Raw genomic sequence first — 17,884 nt, 5'->3', positions numbered from 1 at the left:
TTGTTGTNTNTTTTTTTTGCTTTCAACCAATTTAGTTATGTTCAATCGCATTTTGAGCCAATGCATAAAGTTTTTCAAATTGTGTGGTTAAGGATAAGTTGGAATTATCAATTTCTATAGCGTTTTCAGCTTTCAACAATGGGGAATCTTTTCTTGAGGAATCGATCATATCTCGTGATTCGACATTTTTTAAAACATCGTCAAAACTTACTTTTTCGTTACGCTCAAGAAGTTCGTTATGGCGTCTTTTCGCTCTTGTTTCTGCGGAAGCGATCATGAAAACTTTCAATTCGGCATCAGGAAAAACCACAGTCCCAATATCGCGGCCATCCATCACGACCCCTTTCTCCTCGCCCATCCGCTGTTGCTGTAAAACCAACATTCTTCGGACTTCTGAAATTTCAGCCACTTGACTGACCGATTGTGAGACTTCTAATGTCCTTATGTCATTTTCAACATTGATCCCATTTAAATACACTTCAGCAAATCCTAACGTGTCATTATATTTAAAAGTGATTTTTAAAGTATCTAAAGCTGAAACCAACCTTTTGACGTCAAAGTGATCTTTAGAGATCATTTGGTGTTGCATGGCAAACAAAGTTACTGCTCTGTACATCGCGCCAGAATCCACATACACATACCCCAACGCTTTGGCCAGTTGTTTGGCGACCGTACTTTTTCCTGTGGATGAAAAACCATCAATGGCTATTGTAATCTTCTTCATTATCTTAAATCTATTTGTAATCCGAAAAAACTGGTATTGGACGCGCCAGTATAGCGTGCATGAGTATAACTGAAACGCAATGTATTAAGTTTGATGCCAATCCCGAAAGAAAGTCCTGAAAAGTTGCGTTGGTCCACAATCCGAAGCTCTTCTGCACGTCTAAAGTTGTACCCCATTCTTAAATTAAAACCTCTATCAGGAAAGAGCTCTGCTCCTATAATCGTATGGCGCATCAACTCATTTAAAAAGCCTACTTTTTCTTGGGTTTGATTGCCATCTAAATCTGTGGTTGCTCTAGCAGGGTTAGAAAAACCGATAGGCCATTGCTGTAAATTTTCAAAAGTGAGATGCCATCTTAGCGGCACATATTGCAGGGTTTGCGAGAGTCCTAAATTGACCTCCAAAGGCAATTTTTCATAAAGATCGGCATAGGTTGTAAATTGCGTTCCAAAGTTTCTAACGGTCAATGCCGCATGAAAATCAAGTTTTTCATTCACGTACATCACTCCTACATCTATAGCACCACCCAAAGAGTTGTATTGTTCCAATTTTGATGTGATCAGCTTTCCGCTGGCGCCAACATAAAAATCAGAATAAGGGATTTTAAATGCGTATCCAAAAGACAAAGCCGCTTCATTACCAGTAAAAGTTCCGGTAGACACACCATTTACGTCATAGCCATCAAACTTGCCATAATTGATATACGTCATGCCAACATGAAACGTCTGCACGCGCCTGTCCCAAGTATAGGCATAAGCGCCTGTACCGTAACTGATGCCGCCCAGATAACTGGAATAATTTAACGCCAATTGGTTGTCCATTTCAGGATTGATGGTGGCGGGGTTGTAAAGGCCACCAGTAACGTCATAATCTAAGTTGGTAATAACCTTTCCTCCCAATGCTGCTTGACGTGGCGAGGATACTAGGTTTAAAAATTGATAAGTAGATTCGCCCCCTAGTTGCGCGAAAACTGAGACGTTCAAAAGAATAAAGAATAATACAAGAATCCTCTTAATCATAGAACGGCAAAAGTAAGATTTCTTACTTAAAACGGTTATATGTTTGTTTTATTTTTGCACCAAAAAAAAACGGCAACAATTTGTTGCCGTTAAGGTTATAAGGTTTTAGCGTTCTTGACTTTTTGGTCCGTTAGCGCTTCTTTTAAAACATCACTCATATCTGTCACGTAATGAAATGTCAAACCTTTTAAATATTCAGGTTTTATTTCTTCAATATCACGTCTGTTATCCTCACATAGTAGAATTTCTTTTATTCTTGCCCGTTTGGCAGCCAAGATCTTCTCTTTGATTCCTCCAACAGGTAAGACTTTACCTCTTAAGGTGATTTCCCCAGTCATGGCCAAATTGTTTTTGACTTTACGTTGGGTGAAAAGTGAGACTAATGAGGTCAGCATTGTCACACCGGCACTTGGCCCATCTTTAGGGGTGGCCCCTTCAGGAACGTGAATATGGACATTGTATTTTTCAAAAACATCCGGGTCAATTCCAAACTCTTGAGCATTAGATTTGATGTATTCCATGGCAATAGTGGCCGATTCCTTCATCACGGTGCCTAAATTACCAGTAATGGTCAAGGTTCCTTTTCCTTTGGAAAGTATGGATTCAATAAACAGAATATCACCTCCAACTCTTGTCCAAGCCAACCCTGTAACAACACCTGCCACATTGTTGTTTTCATATTTATCACGCTCCATGCGTGGAGATCCCAATACTTCCAAAACATCTTCATGGGAAACCTTCATATTGTAAGGTTCTTCCATGGCAATATTTTTGGCTGCGTAACGCACCATTTTTGCCAATTGTTTCTCCAAACCTCTCACACCAGATTCACGTGTATAACCTTCCACAATTTTCTCTAACTGTGGTTTTGCTATTTTTAAATCCTTATCAGTTAAACCGTGCTCTTTAAGTTGTTTTGGCAATAAATGGCGTTTGGCAATCTCTACCTTTTCTTCAATAGTATAACCCGTGACATCAATAATTTCCATACGGTCCAACAATGCTGGCTGAATAGTACTCAAGCTATTGGCGGTAGCAATAAACATAACTTTAGAAAGGTCATAGCCCATTTCTAAAAAGTTATCATGAAAGTCGCCATTTTGCTCAGGATCCAAAACTTCCAACATGGCTGACGAAGGATCTCCTTGGTTGCTATTGGACAATTTGTCAATCTCATCCAAAACAAATACGGGGTTTGACGTTCCGGCTTTTTTCAAACTTTGAAGTATACGTCCCGGCATTGCACCAATATATGTTTTTCTGTGTCCGCGAATTTCAGCTTCATCACGCAATCCGCCCAAAGACATTCGGACATATTCGCGACCTAAAGCCTCTGCAACCGATTTACCCAAAGAGGTTTTCCCAACTCCGGGAGGTCCGTATAAACATAGTATTGGCGATTTCATATCATTTCGCAATTTCAATACTGCCAGATATTCAATGATTCTCCTTTTGACATCATCCAATCCGTAGTGGTCTCGATCTAAAATACGCTTTGCGCGTTTTAAATCGAATTTATCCTTGCTAAATTCATTCCAAGGCAATTCCAAAAACAGATCTAAATAGTTTCTTTGTATGGAATACTCTGCAACTTGCGGATTCATACGTTGCAATTTCATTACTTCCTTTTGAAAATGCGTGTCCACTTTCTCATCCCATTTTTTGGACTTTGAACGCAATTTCATCTCATCAATCTCTTCGTCATAAGACACACCACCCAATTCCTCTTGAATGGTCTTCATTTGTTGATGCAAGAAATATTCACGCTGTTGTTGGTTCATATCACTCTGAACCTTGGATTGAATGTCATTTTTAAGTTCCAATTTTTGGAATTCGACATTCATATATTTAAGGGTTGCCAAGGCCCGCTCTTTCAAATCATTGATTTCCAGTAATTTTTGCTTTTCTTCGACAGAAAGATTCATGTTTGACGATACAAAATTCACCAGAAAGGAATTACTTTCAATGTTCTTGATCGCAAAAGTAGCTTCCGTTGGAATGTTTGGACTATCCTTGATGATTTGAAGCGCCAAATCTTTAATGGATTCTATAATGGCTGAAAACTCTTCATTATCTTCAGCAGGTTTAGCTTCCGCCACATCCTTAACAGTTGCAGTAATATATGGTTCTTCAGTAATTACCTGATCCACTTCAAAGCGTTTCTTTCCTTGGATAATGATGGTGGTATTGCCATCTGGCATTTTGAGCACACGAAGGATTCTGGCCACTGTACCCGTTTTGTAAATGTCTTTTCCATCAGGATCTTCAATGCTTCCATCTTTCTGGGAAACCACGCCAATAACCTTGCTTCCTTTGTTGGAATCATTGATTAGCTTGATAGATTTATCCCTTCCTGCTGTAATTGGAATAACCACCCCTGGAAATAAAACCGTATTCCGCAAAGGTAATATTGGTAATGTGGCTGGTAATTCTTCATTATTAATTTGCTCTTCGTCTTCTGGTGTCATCAGGGGAATTAACTCAGAGTTTTCATCAAACTCCTGAAATGACAAACTGTCAAGACTTAAAAATTTAGATTCTTTCATATATTATTAAAGGTCATTATGTCAGAAAAGTGACATAATATTGTTTTTTGAGTTGTTAAAATTATCAAATTAACTCTTGACTATCAATAGATTAATCTATAATATGTCAATATTGATATCCTATGTTTTCAATAGTTATGCCATAGTTGGTTTACAATACCATTGTTTAATTTTAAAGCTTTCCCGCTGATCAGGCAGAGTAACGCAGACATATTTTCATAATTACGAAATTTCATAGTCTATCTTCTTTTCTCTCTTATCTTTCTCCATTTTTGTTTTTCAAAAAATATTTTTCAAAAACTGTAACAAAGTTTAATTAACTTCATCATTATAACAAAGCAATTGTTTTTTTTGACACCAAACCATCCAAATATTATAGACTTGTTAGGGCAGTGTAAATCTGGCAACCAACGTGCACAGATGGAGGTATACAATAGGTATTACAAGGCCATGTACAACACGAGTCTTAGAATTGTAAAAGACCGTTTTAAGGCTGAAGATATTATGCAAGAATCTTTTTTGAACGCTTTTACCAAACTCGATTCTTTGAAAGAGCCAGCAATGTTTGGACCATGGTTAAAGAGAATTGTGGTCAATAATAGCATTTATGAGTATCATAAACATCAAAAAAATAATGATGTGCCTTTAGAGTATGTGCTCTACAAAGTTGAGGATAATCAAGGCGTGACCGAAGATTATGAATGGACCAATGCTAAAGCTGCTCAAATAATGGAATGCATGAAGAGCTTAAAAGAGAATTATCAAATAGGATTGACCCTATTTTTAATTGAAGGTTATGATTATGAAGAAATTTGCGAAATCATGAATATAAGCTACGCCAATTGCCGAACCATGATTTCTAGGGCCAAAGACAGTTTGAGACAAAAGCTAAAGCCTGTCATGGGTTATTAATACAGACATATGAAAACAGATAACATAGACGAACTTTTTAAGAATCTCCAGAATGATTTTGACTTGGAAACACCAGAAGATGGTCATGAAGAACGGTTTCTAAACAAGCTAAAATATGAGAACATCTCTGGGAATAAGAAAAGATCACTTTCACTTTCTTACCGACCTTTATTAGCAGTTGCGGCAGTTTTGGTGTTATGTTTCGGACTCTTTACATTCTTACAGAGAGAACCTGAGGCTAATGATTTGGCGAGTGTATCTCCACAATTATCACAAACTCAGGATTTTTTCAACACTGTCATTACTTCGGAATTGAACAAGCTGAAAATTAAAAGGAGTCCTGAAAATGAAGCATTGGTTGCAGATGCCTTGGAGCAAATGGAACTCTTGGAGAAAAACTACGAGCAACTAAAACTCGATCTTGATGAAAGTGGCAATGACCAACGTGTTGTTTATGCCATGATCAATAATTTTCAAAGTCGGATTGACTTATTGGAAGACGTCTTAAAATCTATCGAAGACTTAAAACAACTAAAATTAGAAAGAAAACAAATGACACTTTAAATAAAAACTATGAAAACCAAAACCCATTTTATCGTAATAGCCTTACTTCTATCCTATGTATCCTTTGCAGGAAATGAATGGAATGGCAAACACACCAAAGAAAAAACCATAAAAAAAGAATATACCGTCAACAGTGATGCGCTGCTGAAAATTGAAAACAGTTATGGAAACATCAATATCATCACCTATTCTGGTAATACCGTAAGTATTGAAGTTAAGATCACCACCAACGGCAACAACCTGGATAAGGTTGAAGAAAAATTGAACGAGATTAGCGTTGATTTCCAATCGTCTTCCAATATGGTTTCAGCAAAAACCGTTTTCAATAAAAATAGATCAAGCAGCTGGTGGAATTGGGGTCAGAACACTAATGTGAACATGGAAATCAATTACCTCATAAAACTGCCTATTACCAATAGTGTAGATTTAAACAATGATTATGGGAGCATTAATTTAGACCGCTTGGAAGGCCATGCAAAAATCAATTGTGATTACGGCAAAATAACCACCAAAGAATTGATGGCAGATAATAATTCCATAACGTTCGATTATACAAATAACAGTTTTTTCGAATACATCAAAAGTGGAAAAATCAGCGCAGATTATAGTGGATTTACCGTTGCAAAAACGAAAAATCTTGAGATTAATGCCGATTATTCAAAATCAGTAGTAGAAGTTGCCGAAAACGTCAATTACTCCTGTGATTACGGATCTATGACCGTTGAAAAGGCAAATCATATCAAAGGTGATGGCGATTACCTGACCGCCCGATTTGGTGAAATCTATAAGAGCATTCAACTGACATCAGATTACGGCTCTATCAAAATTGACCGAATGACCGCTAATGCCGGTAACGTTTATATTGATTCAGATTACACAGGAATTACAATTGGTTACGATTCTGGATACTCATTTCAATTTGACATTAACCTAGAGTATGCGTCGTTGAGAGGTGATGAGGACTTTCAATTCACCAAGAAGAAAACAGAATCTACAGACAAATATTATCAAGGCTACTACGGAACTTCCAATACCGGAAACCTTGTAAAAATAACTTCTGATTACGGAAGTGTCACCTTTAAAAGAAATTAATCCAACAAATTATTAACTCATGAAAAAATCAATTTTATGTATTGCAGTCTTACTCATAGTAAGCACAATTCAAGCTCAGAAGAAAGTCAAAGGAAATGGCAATGTCACTTCCATCACCAGAACTACGTCTGATTATGACGCGGTAAATTTTGCAGGATCTTTTGACTATGTTTTAGTTGCCGGAACAGAAGGCAACATTAAAATTGAAGGTGAAGAAAATCTGTTGCCATACATCATAACTGAAGTAAAAAAAGGCACCTTGATCATAAAAACAGAAAACATGGTCAATATAAATACGACCAGAAATAAATCAATTAAAATAACTGTTCCTTTTGAAAAAATTTCGGAGGCTTCCCTTTCAGGATCTGGAAATTTGTGGAATGAAGATAAGATCAATGCAGAGGATTTTAAAGTTTCACTGTCAGGTTCGGGAGATGCAAAATTGGACATTACAGCTACCTCAATTGATGCGAGTGTTGCGGGCTCAGGAGAATTAGAACTAAAGGGAACAACAAACAAATTGGAGGTTAATGTAGCAGGTTCAGGCGAGTTTAAAGGGTTTGATCTCGCCGCAGCTGACGCCGATGTTTCAGTAGCAGGATCAGGCAGTGCTGATGTGGTTTGTAAAGGTCATTTAAAAGCACGTGTCGCTGGGTCAGGAGATATTAGATATAAAGGTAATCCAAAGTCTGAAGACGCGAAGGTTGCGGGTTCAGGCAGCATCAGCAATTGAAGAACATAAAAGAAAGGGTGAAAGCCCAATTCATATTTATGTGGTATTTAACTAAAAGCAATTCGATTTCGAATTGCTTTTTTTATATGAGTTCGCCATATAATTTTTTAAAAAAGTTACGCGTTTCTAGGAACTCTAAAAAGTAACACAATACCTATTAAAAAGAATACGAACAAGAATAAAATAGCGTTCCGCATACTTCCCGAAATTTGATCAATGGTGGCAAAAATGACCATTCCAATGACGATTCCTATTTTTTCGGCGACGTCAAAAAAACTAAAGTATGACGTCGTATCATTTGTTTCCGGTAAAAACTTGGAATACGTGGAGCGCGCCAAAGACTGGATGCCGCCCATTACAAAACCTACAGAGGCGGCCGCAATATAAAAGTCAGTCGGCGTGATCATAAAATAGGCATAAAAACATAAAGCCATCCAAATAAAGTTAACCACAATCAGCGTTTGTATATTCCCGAATTTGGCAGAAGCTCTTGATGTCAGCATCGCCCCAACAACTGCTACCAATTGAATTATTAGGATACTAATGATCAGTCCCATGGTTTTTTCGTCACTATCCGCCCACGCTATTTCTTCTTCACCAAAATACACAGCAACCAGCATAATGGTTTGCACGGCCATACTAAAAACAAAAAAAGCAAGGAGATAGCGTTTCAGTCTTAAATTGCCAGTCAATTCTTTCCAAACTATCTTCAATTCCCTAAATCCATTAAAAACAACTGACGTAGTCACCTTATGCCCTGAAGAGGTTCCCTTTGGCAAAATATAAAATGTGTATTGGCTAAATACTATCCACCAAATCCCGACGGTTATAAAAGCGACTTTCATAGCTTTAAAAGAGGCTGAATCTTTGGCAGCATCCATTGCTAATGCAATTTCAGATTCTGTACCGTTTGTCAAAATATCTGGAGCTATCGACATGTCAAATCCGAAAAACTCGGGCTTCATAACCATTGCCAGATTGAGGATCAATAACAGGACGCTTCCAATATATCCCATTGAGAATCCCTTTGCACTCACTTTATCTTGTTGCTCAGGAAATGCAATATCTGGAAGGTAAGAATTATAGAACACTAAACTTCCCCAATAGCCCATCAAACCCATGAAATAAAATAGTAAGCTGATATGGATGTGTTCCAAACTAAACCAATATAGCCCGATGCAGCCAGTCCCCCCCAAATAGCAAAAAAACTTCATAAAGTTTTTCTTGTTCCCTACGTAATCAGCAATACCTGACAAGATTGGTGAAGTAAATGCGACAACCAAAAAGGTAAACGCCGTGACAAAGGTAATGAGCGCTGTACTTTTAAACTCGAACCCAAATGCCGTCACCTTCTTTACTTCTGACATAAACAAAGCAGAATAAAATATGGGAAATATTGAGGATGCAATGGTAAGTGTATAGACTGAATTTGCCCAATCATAAAAAGCCCAGGCGTTGAGCAATTTTTTGCTTCCCTTTTTAAGTTGTGTCATCCCTTTTAACATATGGTTTAGTTAATCATTTTGTAGTGTTTTTTGCATGGAACATGTTGTGTTGAGTTTAACTATCATGATATGCTAAACAAAAAGCTGTTCAAGACCAAATTTGGAACGAACAGCTTTTAAAGATATGTAATAATTTTAATTTATGCAGGACTAACGATTAAACGGAGCAACACCAAATTTTGCAGCTTCTGCTTTTGCTTTCGGTGCCAAGGCTTCTATTTGTCTTATTCGGGTTGCATTAGCAGGGTGCGTACTCAAAAATTCAGGTGGCGACTGTCCGCCACTTTGTGCACTCATACGTCTCCATAAGTTTGCGGCTTCCAATGGATCATAACCTGCAATAGCCATCAAATAAAGACCAATTTCATCTGCTTGAGATTCATGGCTTCTACTAAAAGGCAACATGACACCTACTTGGGTGCCAATCCCATAAGCTTGGTTAAATATAGCTAAGGATTGTTGATCCTTAATCGCAATATTTCCCGCTACCGCGCCAAATTGTTGCAACATGCCAGCACTCATACGCTGTTGGCCATGATTTGCAAGGGCATGTGACACTTCATGGCCCATAATTGCAGCCAGCCCAGCCTCACCATCTGCAACAGGCAATATCCCTGTATAAATAACAATTTTACCACCTGGCATACACCAAGCATTTACGGCGTCATCCTTAACCAAATTGTATTCCCATTGGTAATCTTGCAAATAGCCCTGATGGCCATTAGCATCTAACCAACGCTCGGCGGCAACCGCAATTTTTTGACCAACACGCTTAACCATTTCAGCTTCTTTAGTACCAGTAATCACTTTGTTTTCATTTAAAAACTCGTTGTACTGGGCAAAAGCAGTTGGGAAAATTTGAGAGTTGGGAACAAGTGCCAAGGTTTTGTTGCCCGTAAACGGATTTGTAGCACATGAAATTAAAAGCGTTAACGCGCCTAAAGCTATTATTGAATTTTTATAGTTCATTATCTGTTTTTTAAATTGGTATGTAAATTACAAAAACCATTCCTTAGTTGATGAGCTCAATCAGAAATAGTTTTTGCTTATGTCAGTGTAATACTATTGTTTTATTTTCCAAAAATATGCAATTGTGAAAACCCTTTGTCAATAATCATGGTATTGTCGCCATTCATTTTCACATCACTTAAGGCAATGTCTTCATTGTCTACTTGGATTCTTCCCACCGTAAAGGGAAGTCCATGGAATTTGATTTTAAAAATTTGATAACCAGCATCATACTTTCCTTCTTTATGTTGTTGGATAATAAGTTCATCTTTTTTTCCTGTCAATTTAAATGTTCTTAGGCTATAGCGCCCTTTGGTATAATCATAACCATCATGGGCATCGTCAAATAAAGTTGAAGATTCTTTGCCATCTTTAAAGTAAACATCAAGCGTCACTTCTTTAATTTCTATTTCGCCAACATATTGTTGTACTGGGTATTTTGGAATTACAGCCCCAGCTTTCACAAAAACAGGAATGGTCTCAATATCAGCATCTACCCACATTTCCTTTCCACCAGAAACCAATTGGTCCGTCCAAAAGTTAAACCATTGTCCACGAGGGATAAACATGCGTCTGCCACGAGCATTCGGTTCTAAAATAGGACAGATTAATAAGTGGTCTCCGTAGATAAATTCATCAGATCTATAATGGGTGTGCACGTCTTCTTGGTCATAAATTACCAACGATTTCAACATTGGGATACCTTCTTCTACATATTTCCAAAATGCGGTGTATAAATACGGTAACAGCTGATAGCGTAACTCAATAAATTTACGCACAATGTTAGTCACATCTTCATCAAAAGCCCATGGTTCTTGATTGCCATGGTCTCCGGAAGAATGGACCCTGCAAAACGGATGGAAAATACCCAGTTGGATCCATCGTGTAAATAATTCGCCTTGTGGTTGCTCAGCAAACCCACCAATATCACTGCCCGCAAAAGAAAATCCGGACATGGCTAAACGTTGCGCCTGAATATTGGCAATCCACAAATGTTCCCAAGTGGCCACATTATCTCCCGTCCAAGTTGACGTATACCGCTGTGTACCTGCATACGCTGCACGCGTAATGACAAACGGACGCTTTGGATACGCATATTTTTTGACGCCTTGGTATGTTGCCCGTGCCATCTGCATTCCATAAACATTATGGGCTTTTCTATGGCTGCAACGGTTGCCTTCATATTCATGCCTGACATCATCAGGAAAGGTTTTGTTGGGCACCTCCATTACGGCAGGCTCATTCATGTCATTCCAAACACCTTTAACGCCAATATCCTCTATAAGTTCTCTATAGAGATCTGACCACCAATCACGAACTTTTTTATGAGTAAAATCTGGAAAATAACATTCTCCAGGCCATACTTTTCCTTTCATATAAGGGCCATCGGCACGTTTGCAGAAGTAATCATTTTCCAGCGCCTCTCTAAATACTGAATAGTCTTTGTCGATTTTTATTCCAGGGTCAATGATCACCACGGTTTTAAAACCATCATCCAATAATTCCTTGACCATGCGTTTTGGATCAGGAAAATGCGTCTTGTCCCAAGTAAAACATCTAAAGCCATCCATATAATCAATGTCCAGATAAATGGCGTCACACGGAATTTTTAACTCTCTAAATTTGGAGGTAATTTCTTTAACCTTTGATTCAGGATAATAGCTCCATTTACATTGGTGAAAACCCAATGCCCATAAGGGTGGCAATTGGTGGGGTTTTCCGGTCAAATCCGTATAATTGGCAACTACATCTTCCATTTTAGGACCGTAAATGAAATAATAATTCATCTCTCCCCCTTGTGCCCAAAAACTCGTCACGTTGCGTCTTTCTTGAGAAAAATCAAAATAAGATCTGAAGGTATTGTCAAAGAAAATGCCGTAAGCTTTTTTGTTGTGCAATCCTGTAAAAAACGGAATGGCCTTGTAAATAGGATCTGTGCCTTTGCCGTACGCATAGCTATCTGTCACCCAATTTTCAAAGCGTTTGCCCTTTAGGTTGAGCTCGACAGGCTTATCGCCAAGACCAAAAAAGCTTTCGCCGTCGTGAGACGTTTTGCTCATTTTTACTATGTTGCCGCCGTATTCATAGCTTTCTTCCCAATGGAAGCCCAACTCATCTTCATTGATCAGCTTATGATCTTTCGCATCAAAAATATAGACTTTAAGATTGTCCTTTTTTATGTGGCAGATCAGTTTTGAAGTCGTCACCTTGTAAGATTCTGCTTCTTCTTCAATTTCTAGAAGATTATAGCCTGTGCTGGCATATTTGGTAATGGCATAAGAAAAATCCTTGTCAAAGGTACCCGTTGTGGTATATCTGAAACGGATGACACTATCCCGTAAAATGGTCATTTCAAGAACCACGTCATTATCTGTAGAAAAATAGAGCGTATCAACTTCTTTCTTATAAGCAATTATCTTCGATGGGAATAAATTTCCCTTTTGTTCTAACTCGGTATTTACAATCATAGGTTCAAATTAAACTTCGCAAAAAAACGCATAAGTTTGTCAAAAATAAAACTTAAGTTGATACGACTTATCAACTATAACGTTTTATCTGTAAAGATTATAACTTTTTAGTATTCTTCTTGGAAAGGGTTTTGGTCTTCTTTTTGACAGAAGGAAGTTTTTCCGTCTTTTTGGGTGTCTTCAATGTTTTTAACTTTGGTGAAGCTATCAATTTAAAAGCGACCATTCCTAAAGGTGGAATGGTGATTTCAGCAGAATGTGCACGATTGTGCAATTCGGCTTTTTTTGTTGGGATTGTTTTATTTTTAAAGTCTCCTGTGCCATGGTAAGTCTTTGCGTCACTATTGAATATTTCCTGAAGCTTTCCTTTATTTGGAACTCCAATGGCGTAGTTGAGCATAGGTGTAGGTGTCATATTGCACGCCACGATGATGGTGTCTTTAGCGTCCTTCCCTTTTCTGAGATAAACCAATACTGAGTTTTTATGATCATCATAAGCGATCCATTCGAAACCTTCACCTGAAAACTGTTTTTCATAAAGTGCAGGCTCAGACTGATAGAGTCCATTTAAATCTGTAATCAGACGTTGTATGCCCTGATGGTATTCAGAATCTAACAAATGCCAATCCAAATCTTTGCTGAAATTCCATTCATTGACCTGTCCAAATTCGCAACCCATAAAAAGCAACTTAGCTCCAGGATGCGTAAACATATAACTGTACAACAATCTCAAATTGGCAAAACGCTGCCACTCATCTCCTGGCATCCTTCCTAAAATGGATTTTTTGCCATATACCACTTCATCATGGCTTAATGGTAGCACAAAGTTTTCAGAAAACGCATAGGTCATTGAAAACGTCAAGTCGTTTTGATGGTACTGACGGTAAATTGGTGGCTTACTAAAATATTCGAGCGTGTCATGCATCCAGCCCATCATCCATTTCATTCCAAATCCTAGTCCACCAGAAAATGTAGGTCGTGACACCATCGGAAATGCGGTAGATTCTTCAGCAATATTCTGTACATCAGGATAGTTGGAATAGACAGCTTCATTCATTTCTCTAATAAATTCAACAGCATCCAAATTCTCACGTCCGCCATGTATATTAGGTTCCCACTCCCCGTCCTTTCTGGAATAATCCAAGAACAACATTGAGGCCACGGCATCTACACGTAGTCCGTCGGCATGGTATTGGTCTAACCAAAAAAGCGCATTACTGATCAAAAAAGACTTAACCTCATTACGTCCATAATTGAAGATCAAACTTTTCCAATCGTGGTGATAGCCTTTGCGTCTATCGGGGTGCTCATACAAGCAGGAACCATCAAAGTATCCTAGTCCGTGGGCGTCTTCAGGAAAATGTGATGGCACCCAATCCAATAACACGCCAATGTCATTTTTATGAAGCGTATCTACTAAAAATTTGAATTCTTCAGGATAACCAAAACGTGAGGTTGGTGCAAAATAGCCAGTTATTTGGTATCCCCAACTCGGGTCATACGGAAACTCCATAATGGGCATGAACTCTACATGGGTGAATTTCATTTTTTTTACATAAGCTACCAAGTCATCAGCCAATTCTACATAAGACATAAAACGATCTTCAGTAGCATGCCGTTTCCAAGAGCCCACATGGACCTCATAAACGGAGCATGGCGCATCTAATGCATTGATTTCTTTTCGCTTGGACATCCAATTGGTGTCCTTCCATTGGTAATCATCTTCCCAAATTATGGAAGCTGTTTGTGGCGGATGCTCGGCGCGACGAGCGTAAGGATCAGCCTTTTCAGTTTTTATATTGTTGTGATGACTGGTAATTTTATACTTGTAGATATTTCCTTGGCCAATATTCGGAACAAAACCTTCCCAAACACCACTTTTATCCCATCTTACATTTAAAATAGTCTCATGTTCATTCCAATGGTTGAAATCTCCAACCACTGAAACTTTTTTGGCACTTGGCGCCCACACTGCAAAATAGGTGCCTTTTACACCATCATGTTCCATAACGTGTGATCCAAATTTTTCATATAGCCTAAAATGTTTTCCTGCCAAAAACAAATTGATATCAAAATCGGTAAAACGACTGCAAGGCTTAATTTTTGCCATATTTGAAGGTTGAAGGAATTAAAAAGTGTTAAGATATAATAAACTAAATCACTATGGACTAAAAGGCCATAGATTTTTTAAAACAGACTGAAAGTCTGTTGCATTCGTGAAATTTACAGTAAATGATTTACGACTGTATTTTCAATGAACCAATGAATTCGTGATAATTCGTGAAATTCGTGTCAAAATTTTTAGAAGCTAAAGCGAGATGCACTAAAGTACATAGTTTTAACTAGATCTGAGACCAATAAAATCCTAAAGTACTAAAATTACGTACAAATAATACGATGCCGCAGATTTAAATCCTTGTGATTTTCTTAACGCTTCATTAAGAAAGGAAAGCCAACAACTTTCGACTTAATTTTAAAACCAAAAATAATTTATTATGAAATCACTACCATTAATAGTCTTGCTGAGCCTTGTTTTTAGTTGCAACAGTTCTGCACAAAAAAAAGATGATAAAACACAAAAAAAAGAATCTTTTAAGATAACAAAAACAGAGGCTGAATGGAAGGCTGAGTTGACAGACCAAGAATATTATGTCTTGCGAGAAGCTGGAACAGAACGTCCATTTTCAAGTCCATTGAATAAAATTTATGAGCCTGGAACTTACGTCTGTGCCGCTTGTAAAACGCCGCTATATAAAAGTGAACACAAATTTGATTCAGGAACAGGATGGCCAAGTTTTGACAGAGTTATTGAAGGCAATGTAGCCTTTTCTACCGACAGCAAATTAGGATATATGCGTAACGAAGAGCATTGCGCAACCTGCGGCGGGCATTTGGGTCATGTTTTTGATGATGGACCAAGAGCAACCACAGGAAAACGTCATTGTATTAATGGCGTTGCTTTAGAGTTTATTCCTGCAAAAGGATAAATTCAAATCAAAAAAATAAAAAATAAGAAATTCCAAATTCCAATGTTGATACACTATTGGGATTTGGGATTTTTTTTGGTGATTTCAGTATATTTTGACTTTAGTTTTTTAATTTTAGGTCATGGAAAACAATCTTTTATCTGGAATATTTAAACAGTTTATGTATTACAAAACTGTTGGGGACAAAACCATTTCCGTACTCTCTTTTGAAGAGATGAACTACCAACCCAATGCAGATTCCAACAGTATTTCTATCATCGTCAAACACATGGTAGGCAATATGTTGAGCCGTTGGACAAATTTTCTAAATGAAGATGGAGAAAAGGAATGGCGCCAACGCGACCAAGAGTTTGAAGCTTCTTACACAACTAAAGATGAACTTTTGAAAGATTGGGAAAAAGGCTGGAGCTGTTTGTTCGATGCCATTTCTCATCTAAAGGAAAGTGACATGAAGCAGGTTATTTACATTAGAAACGAAGGTCACACGGTTGCAGAAGCTATTTTTAGACAATTGGGGCATTATCCTTACCACATTGGACAAATGGCTTATATTGGTAAACTTATAAAAGGTGACCAGTGGATATCGTTATCAATTCCTAAAGGACATTCAAAGTCTTACAACACCGATAAATTCAATAAAGATAAAGGCACACGGCATTTCACGGATACTATATAAACAAAGATTGAAGTGTCAAAAACCAAATTCCAATTGACGCATTTAATAATAAAATTCCCCATCCAACTTGTAATTTTGCGCATAAATAATTTTAGAAAATCAGCAAGATCTTTATGAAAAGAAATGTCAACCCTACAACAAACAACTTCACAACAACCCCTTCTTAATAATAATTAGCTTTTTTGATTTTAGTAGTTTGCGATTTAAAATTTACTTTTTGTACCTTCGTAGCTTCTAATCACGATTAAAAAATTCTCATGAGTAAATACGATATCATTGTTCTTGGAAGTGGCCCTGGTGGCTACGTAACTGCTATTAGAGCATCACAATTAGGATTCAAAACTGCTATTATTGAAAAAGAAAGTCTTGGTGGCGTTTGTTTAAATTGGGGGTGTATCCCAACAAAAGCCTTATTAAAATCGGCACAGGTTTTTGAATACCTTAAACATGCTGAAGATTATGGACTTTCAGTAAAAGAAGCCGATAAAGATTTTGGAGCGGTTGTAAAACGCAGCCGTGGTGTCGCTGACGGGATGAGCAAAGGTGTCCAGTTTTTGATGAAAAAAAATAAAATTGATGTCCTTAAAGGTTTTGGAAAACTTAAAACTGGAAAAAAAGTAGACGTTGATGGTAAAGAATATAGTGCCGATCATATTATCATTGCTACCGGTGCACGCTCAAGAGAATTGCCAAGTTTAAAACAAGATGGCAAAAAAGTGATTGGTTATAGAGAAGCTATGACCTTAAATGAGCAACCCAAAAAGATGATTGTAGTAGGTTCTGGAGCCATTGGTGTGGAATTTGCCTATTTCTACAACGCTATGGGCACGGATGTGACCATTGTTGAGTTTTTACCAAACGTGGTTCCTGTTGAAGATGAAGACATTTCCAAACAATTGGAAAAATCATTCAAAAAAGGTGGGATCAAGATCATGACTTCTGCTGAAGTTACTAAAGTAGATACTTCAGGAAAAGGTGTTGTGGCTACCATAAAAACTGCAAAAGGTGAAGAAACACTTGAAGCAGACATTATTCTTTCAGCGGTGGGTATCAAATCTAACATTGAAAACATTGGATTGGAAGATGTAGGTATTGCTGTTGATAGAGATAAGATTTTAGTGAATAATTTCTACCAAACCAACATTCCTGGATATTATGCCATTGGAGATGTAACTCCTGGTCAAGCTTTGGCGCATGTCGCTTCCGCAGAAGGCATCTTATGTGTGGAAAAAATTGCAGGACAACACGTTGAGCCATTAGATTATGGCAACATTCCTGGTTGTACCTATGCGTCTCCAGAAATTGCAAGTGTTGGGATGACTGAAAAACAAGCTAAAGAAAAAGGTTATGATATTAAAGTTGGTAAGTTCCCATTCTCTGCCTCTGGTAAAGCAAGTGCTTCTGGAGCTAAGGATGGTTTTGTTAAAGTGATTTTTGATGCCAAATATGGCGAATGGTTAGGCTGCCACATGATTGGTGCCGGCGTAACTGATATGATTGCTGAAGCCGTTTTAGGACGCAAATTAGAAACTACGGGGCATGAAGTTTTAAAAACAGTACACCCGCATCCAACGATGAGTGAGGCTGTTATGGAAGCTGTTGCCGCGGCTTATGATGAAGTGATTCATTTGTGATCTTCCCCTCCTACCC

Annotated in this window: 14 protein-coding genes; 7 read left to right on the top strand and 7 right to left on the bottom strand. The window is 37.9% G+C overall.

Annotated elements, in window-relative coordinates; genetic code table 11:
• Nucleotides 1–31: 31 nt before the first annotated feature.
• From cmk to lon, 3 genes are all read right to left on the bottom strand, one after another.
• Nucleotides 32–724, bottom strand: coding sequence for a (d)CMP kinase (gene cmk / locus A9996_RS17540; RefSeq protein ID WP_066438270.1), 693 nt, complete (start codon nt 722–724; stop codon nt 32–34).
• Entirely contained in the window at nt 724–1,743 is a 1,020-nt protein-coding gene (gene porQ / locus A9996_RS17535) for a type IX secretion system protein PorQ (protein WP_066438266.1), read from the bottom strand. Before porQ ends, cmk begins: the two co-directional genes overlap by 1 nt.
• A gap of 95 nt (nt 1,744–1,838) precedes the next feature.
• The gene (gene lon / locus A9996_RS17530) at nt 1,839–4,289 is read right to left on the bottom strand and encodes an endopeptidase La (RefSeq protein ID WP_066438264.1); all 2,451 of its coding nucleotides are present in this window, start codon (nt 4,287–4,289) and stop codon (nt 1,839–1,841) included.
• Nucleotides 4,290–4,640: 351 nt separating this feature from the next.
• Between lon and A9996_RS17525 the strand changes: the two genes are divergently transcribed.
• The 4 genes from A9996_RS17525 to A9996_RS17510 are packed head-to-tail and all read left to right on the top strand — an operon-like array spanning nt 4,641 to nt 7,590.
• Nucleotides 4,641–5,201 carry an RNA polymerase sigma factor gene (locus A9996_RS17525; protein ID WP_066438274.1) on the top strand — a complete coding sequence of 187 codons (561 nt, stop codon included), beginning with the start codon at nt 4,641–4,643 and terminating at the stop codon, nt 5,199–5,201.
• Between the two features lie 9 nt (nt 5,202–5,210).
• Nucleotides 5,211–5,765 (top strand): hypothetical protein, encoded by a 555-nt coding sequence (locus tag A9996_RS17520; RefSeq protein WP_066438262.1) that lies wholly within the window; start codon nt 5,211–5,213, stop codon nt 5,763–5,765.
• A 9-nt stretch (nt 5,766–5,774) separates the two neighbouring features.
• A complete protein-coding gene (locus A9996_RS17515) occupies nt 5,775–6,857 on the top strand; it encodes a DUF4097 family beta strand repeat-containing protein (RefSeq protein ID WP_066438257.1) in 1,083 nt (360 codons plus the stop codon).
• A 19-nt stretch (nt 6,858–6,876) separates the two neighbouring features.
• The gene (locus A9996_RS17510; RefSeq protein WP_066438254.1) at nt 6,877–7,590 is read left to right on the top strand and encodes a head GIN domain-containing protein; all 714 of its coding nucleotides are present in this window, start codon (nt 6,877–6,879) and stop codon (nt 7,588–7,590) included.
• A 116-nt stretch (nt 7,591–7,706) separates the two neighbouring features.
• On the opposite strand, the gene A9996_RS17505 is transcribed toward A9996_RS17510, so the two are convergent.
• The 4 genes from A9996_RS17505 to glgB form a co-directional block, all read right to left on the bottom strand.
• Nucleotides 7,707–9,083 (bottom strand): MFS transporter, encoded by a 1,377-nt coding sequence (locus A9996_RS17505; RefSeq protein WP_066438272.1) that lies wholly within the window; start codon nt 9,081–9,083, stop codon nt 7,707–7,709.
• Between the two features lie 162 nt (nt 9,084–9,245).
• Nucleotides 9,246–10,064, bottom strand: coding sequence for a M48 family metallopeptidase (locus tag A9996_RS17500; RefSeq protein WP_066438252.1), 819 nt, complete (start codon nt 10,062–10,064; stop codon nt 9,246–9,248).
• Between the two features lie 101 nt (nt 10,065–10,165).
• Entirely contained in the window at nt 10,166–12,571 is a 2,406-nt protein-coding gene (locus tag A9996_RS17495; RefSeq protein ID WP_066438249.1) for a glycoside hydrolase family 31 protein, read from the bottom strand.
• Between the two features lie 97 nt (nt 12,572–12,668).
• Nucleotides 12,669–14,681 carry a 1,4-alpha-glucan branching protein GlgB gene (gene glgB / locus A9996_RS17490; RefSeq protein ID WP_083994013.1) on the bottom strand — a complete coding sequence of 671 codons (2,013 nt, stop codon included), beginning with the start codon at nt 14,679–14,681 and terminating at the stop codon, nt 12,669–12,671.
• Nucleotides 14,682–15,066: 385 nt separating this feature from the next.
• Here glgB and msrB point away from each other — a divergent pair, with 385 nt between their 5' ends.
• The 3 genes from msrB (at nt 15,067) to lpdA (ending at nt 17,868) form a co-directional block, all read left to right on the top strand.
• Entirely contained in the window at nt 15,067–15,558 is a 492-nt protein-coding gene (msrB, locus tag A9996_RS17485) for a peptide-methionine (R)-S-oxide reductase MsrB (RefSeq protein ID WP_066438246.1), read from the top strand.
• 121 nt (nt 15,559–15,679) lie between these two features.
• Nucleotides 15,680–16,234: a DUF1572 family protein gene (locus tag A9996_RS17480; protein WP_066438242.1), complete on the top strand. Its 555-nt coding sequence runs from the start codon at nt 15,680–15,682 to the stop codon at nt 16,232–16,234.
• 257 nt (nt 16,235–16,491) lie between these two features.
• A complete protein-coding gene (lpdA, locus tag A9996_RS17475) occupies nt 16,492–17,868 on the top strand; it encodes a dihydrolipoyl dehydrogenase (RefSeq protein ID WP_066438236.1) in 1,377 nt (458 codons plus the stop codon).
• Nucleotides 17,869–17,884: the final 16 nt, after the last annotated feature.

It is taken from the genome of Gelidibacter algens (assembly GCF_001678675.1).
Taxonomy (GTDB): Bacteria; Bacteroidota; Bacteroidia; order Flavobacteriales; family Flavobacteriaceae; genus Gelidibacter; species Gelidibacter algens.
The sequence above is the reverse complement of the archived record's forward strand: the minus strand, read 5'-3'. Positions and strand labels throughout refer to the sequence as shown.

What these genes read in the sequence shown, in the direction of transcription:
- A9996_RS17510 (WP_066438254.1), top strand. Translation starts at nt 6,877, where the DNA reads ATGAAAAAATCAATTTTATGTATTGCAGTCTTACTCATAGTAAGCACA.
- lpdA (WP_066438236.1), top strand. Translation starts at nt 16,492, where the DNA reads ATGAGTAAATACGATATCATTGTTCTTGGAAGTGGCCCTGGTGGCTAC.
- porQ (WP_066438266.1), bottom strand. Translation starts at nt 1,743, where the DNA reads ATGATTAAGAGGATTCTTGTATTATTCTTTATTCTTTTGAACGTCTCA.
- glgB (WP_083994013.1), bottom strand. Translation starts at nt 14,681, where the DNA reads ATGGCAAAAATTAAGCCTTGCAGTCGTTTTACCGATTTTGATATCAAT.
- A9996_RS17480 (WP_066438242.1), top strand. Translation starts at nt 15,680, where the DNA reads ATGGAAAACAATCTTTTATCTGGAATATTTAAACAGTTTATGTATTAC.
- A9996_RS17505 (WP_066438272.1), bottom strand. Translation starts at nt 9,083, where the DNA reads ATGACACAACTTAAAAAGGGAAGCAAAAAATTGCTCAACGCCTGGGCT.
- cmk (WP_066438270.1), bottom strand. Translation starts at nt 724, where the DNA reads ATGAAGAAGATTACAATAGCCATTGATGGTTTTTCATCCACAGGAAAA.
- msrB (WP_066438246.1), top strand. Translation starts at nt 15,067, where the DNA reads ATGAAATCACTACCATTAATAGTCTTGCTGAGCCTTGTTTTTAGTTGC.
- A9996_RS17500 (WP_066438252.1), bottom strand. Translation starts at nt 10,064, where the DNA reads ATGAACTATAAAAATTCAATAATAGCTTTAGGCGCGTTAACGCTTTTA.
- A9996_RS17515 (WP_066438257.1), top strand. Translation starts at nt 5,775, where the DNA reads ATGAAAACCAAAACCCATTTTATCGTAATAGCCTTACTTCTATCCTAT.
- A9996_RS17520 (WP_066438262.1), top strand. Translation starts at nt 5,211, where the DNA reads ATGAAAACAGATAACATAGACGAACTTTTTAAGAATCTCCAGAATGAT.
- lon (WP_066438264.1), bottom strand. Translation starts at nt 4,289, where the DNA reads ATGAAAGAATCTAAATTTTTAAGTCTTGACAGTTTGTCATTTCAGGAG.
- A9996_RS17495 (WP_066438249.1), bottom strand. Translation starts at nt 12,571, where the DNA reads ATGATTGTAAATACCGAGTTAGAACAAAAGGGAAATTTATTCCCATCG.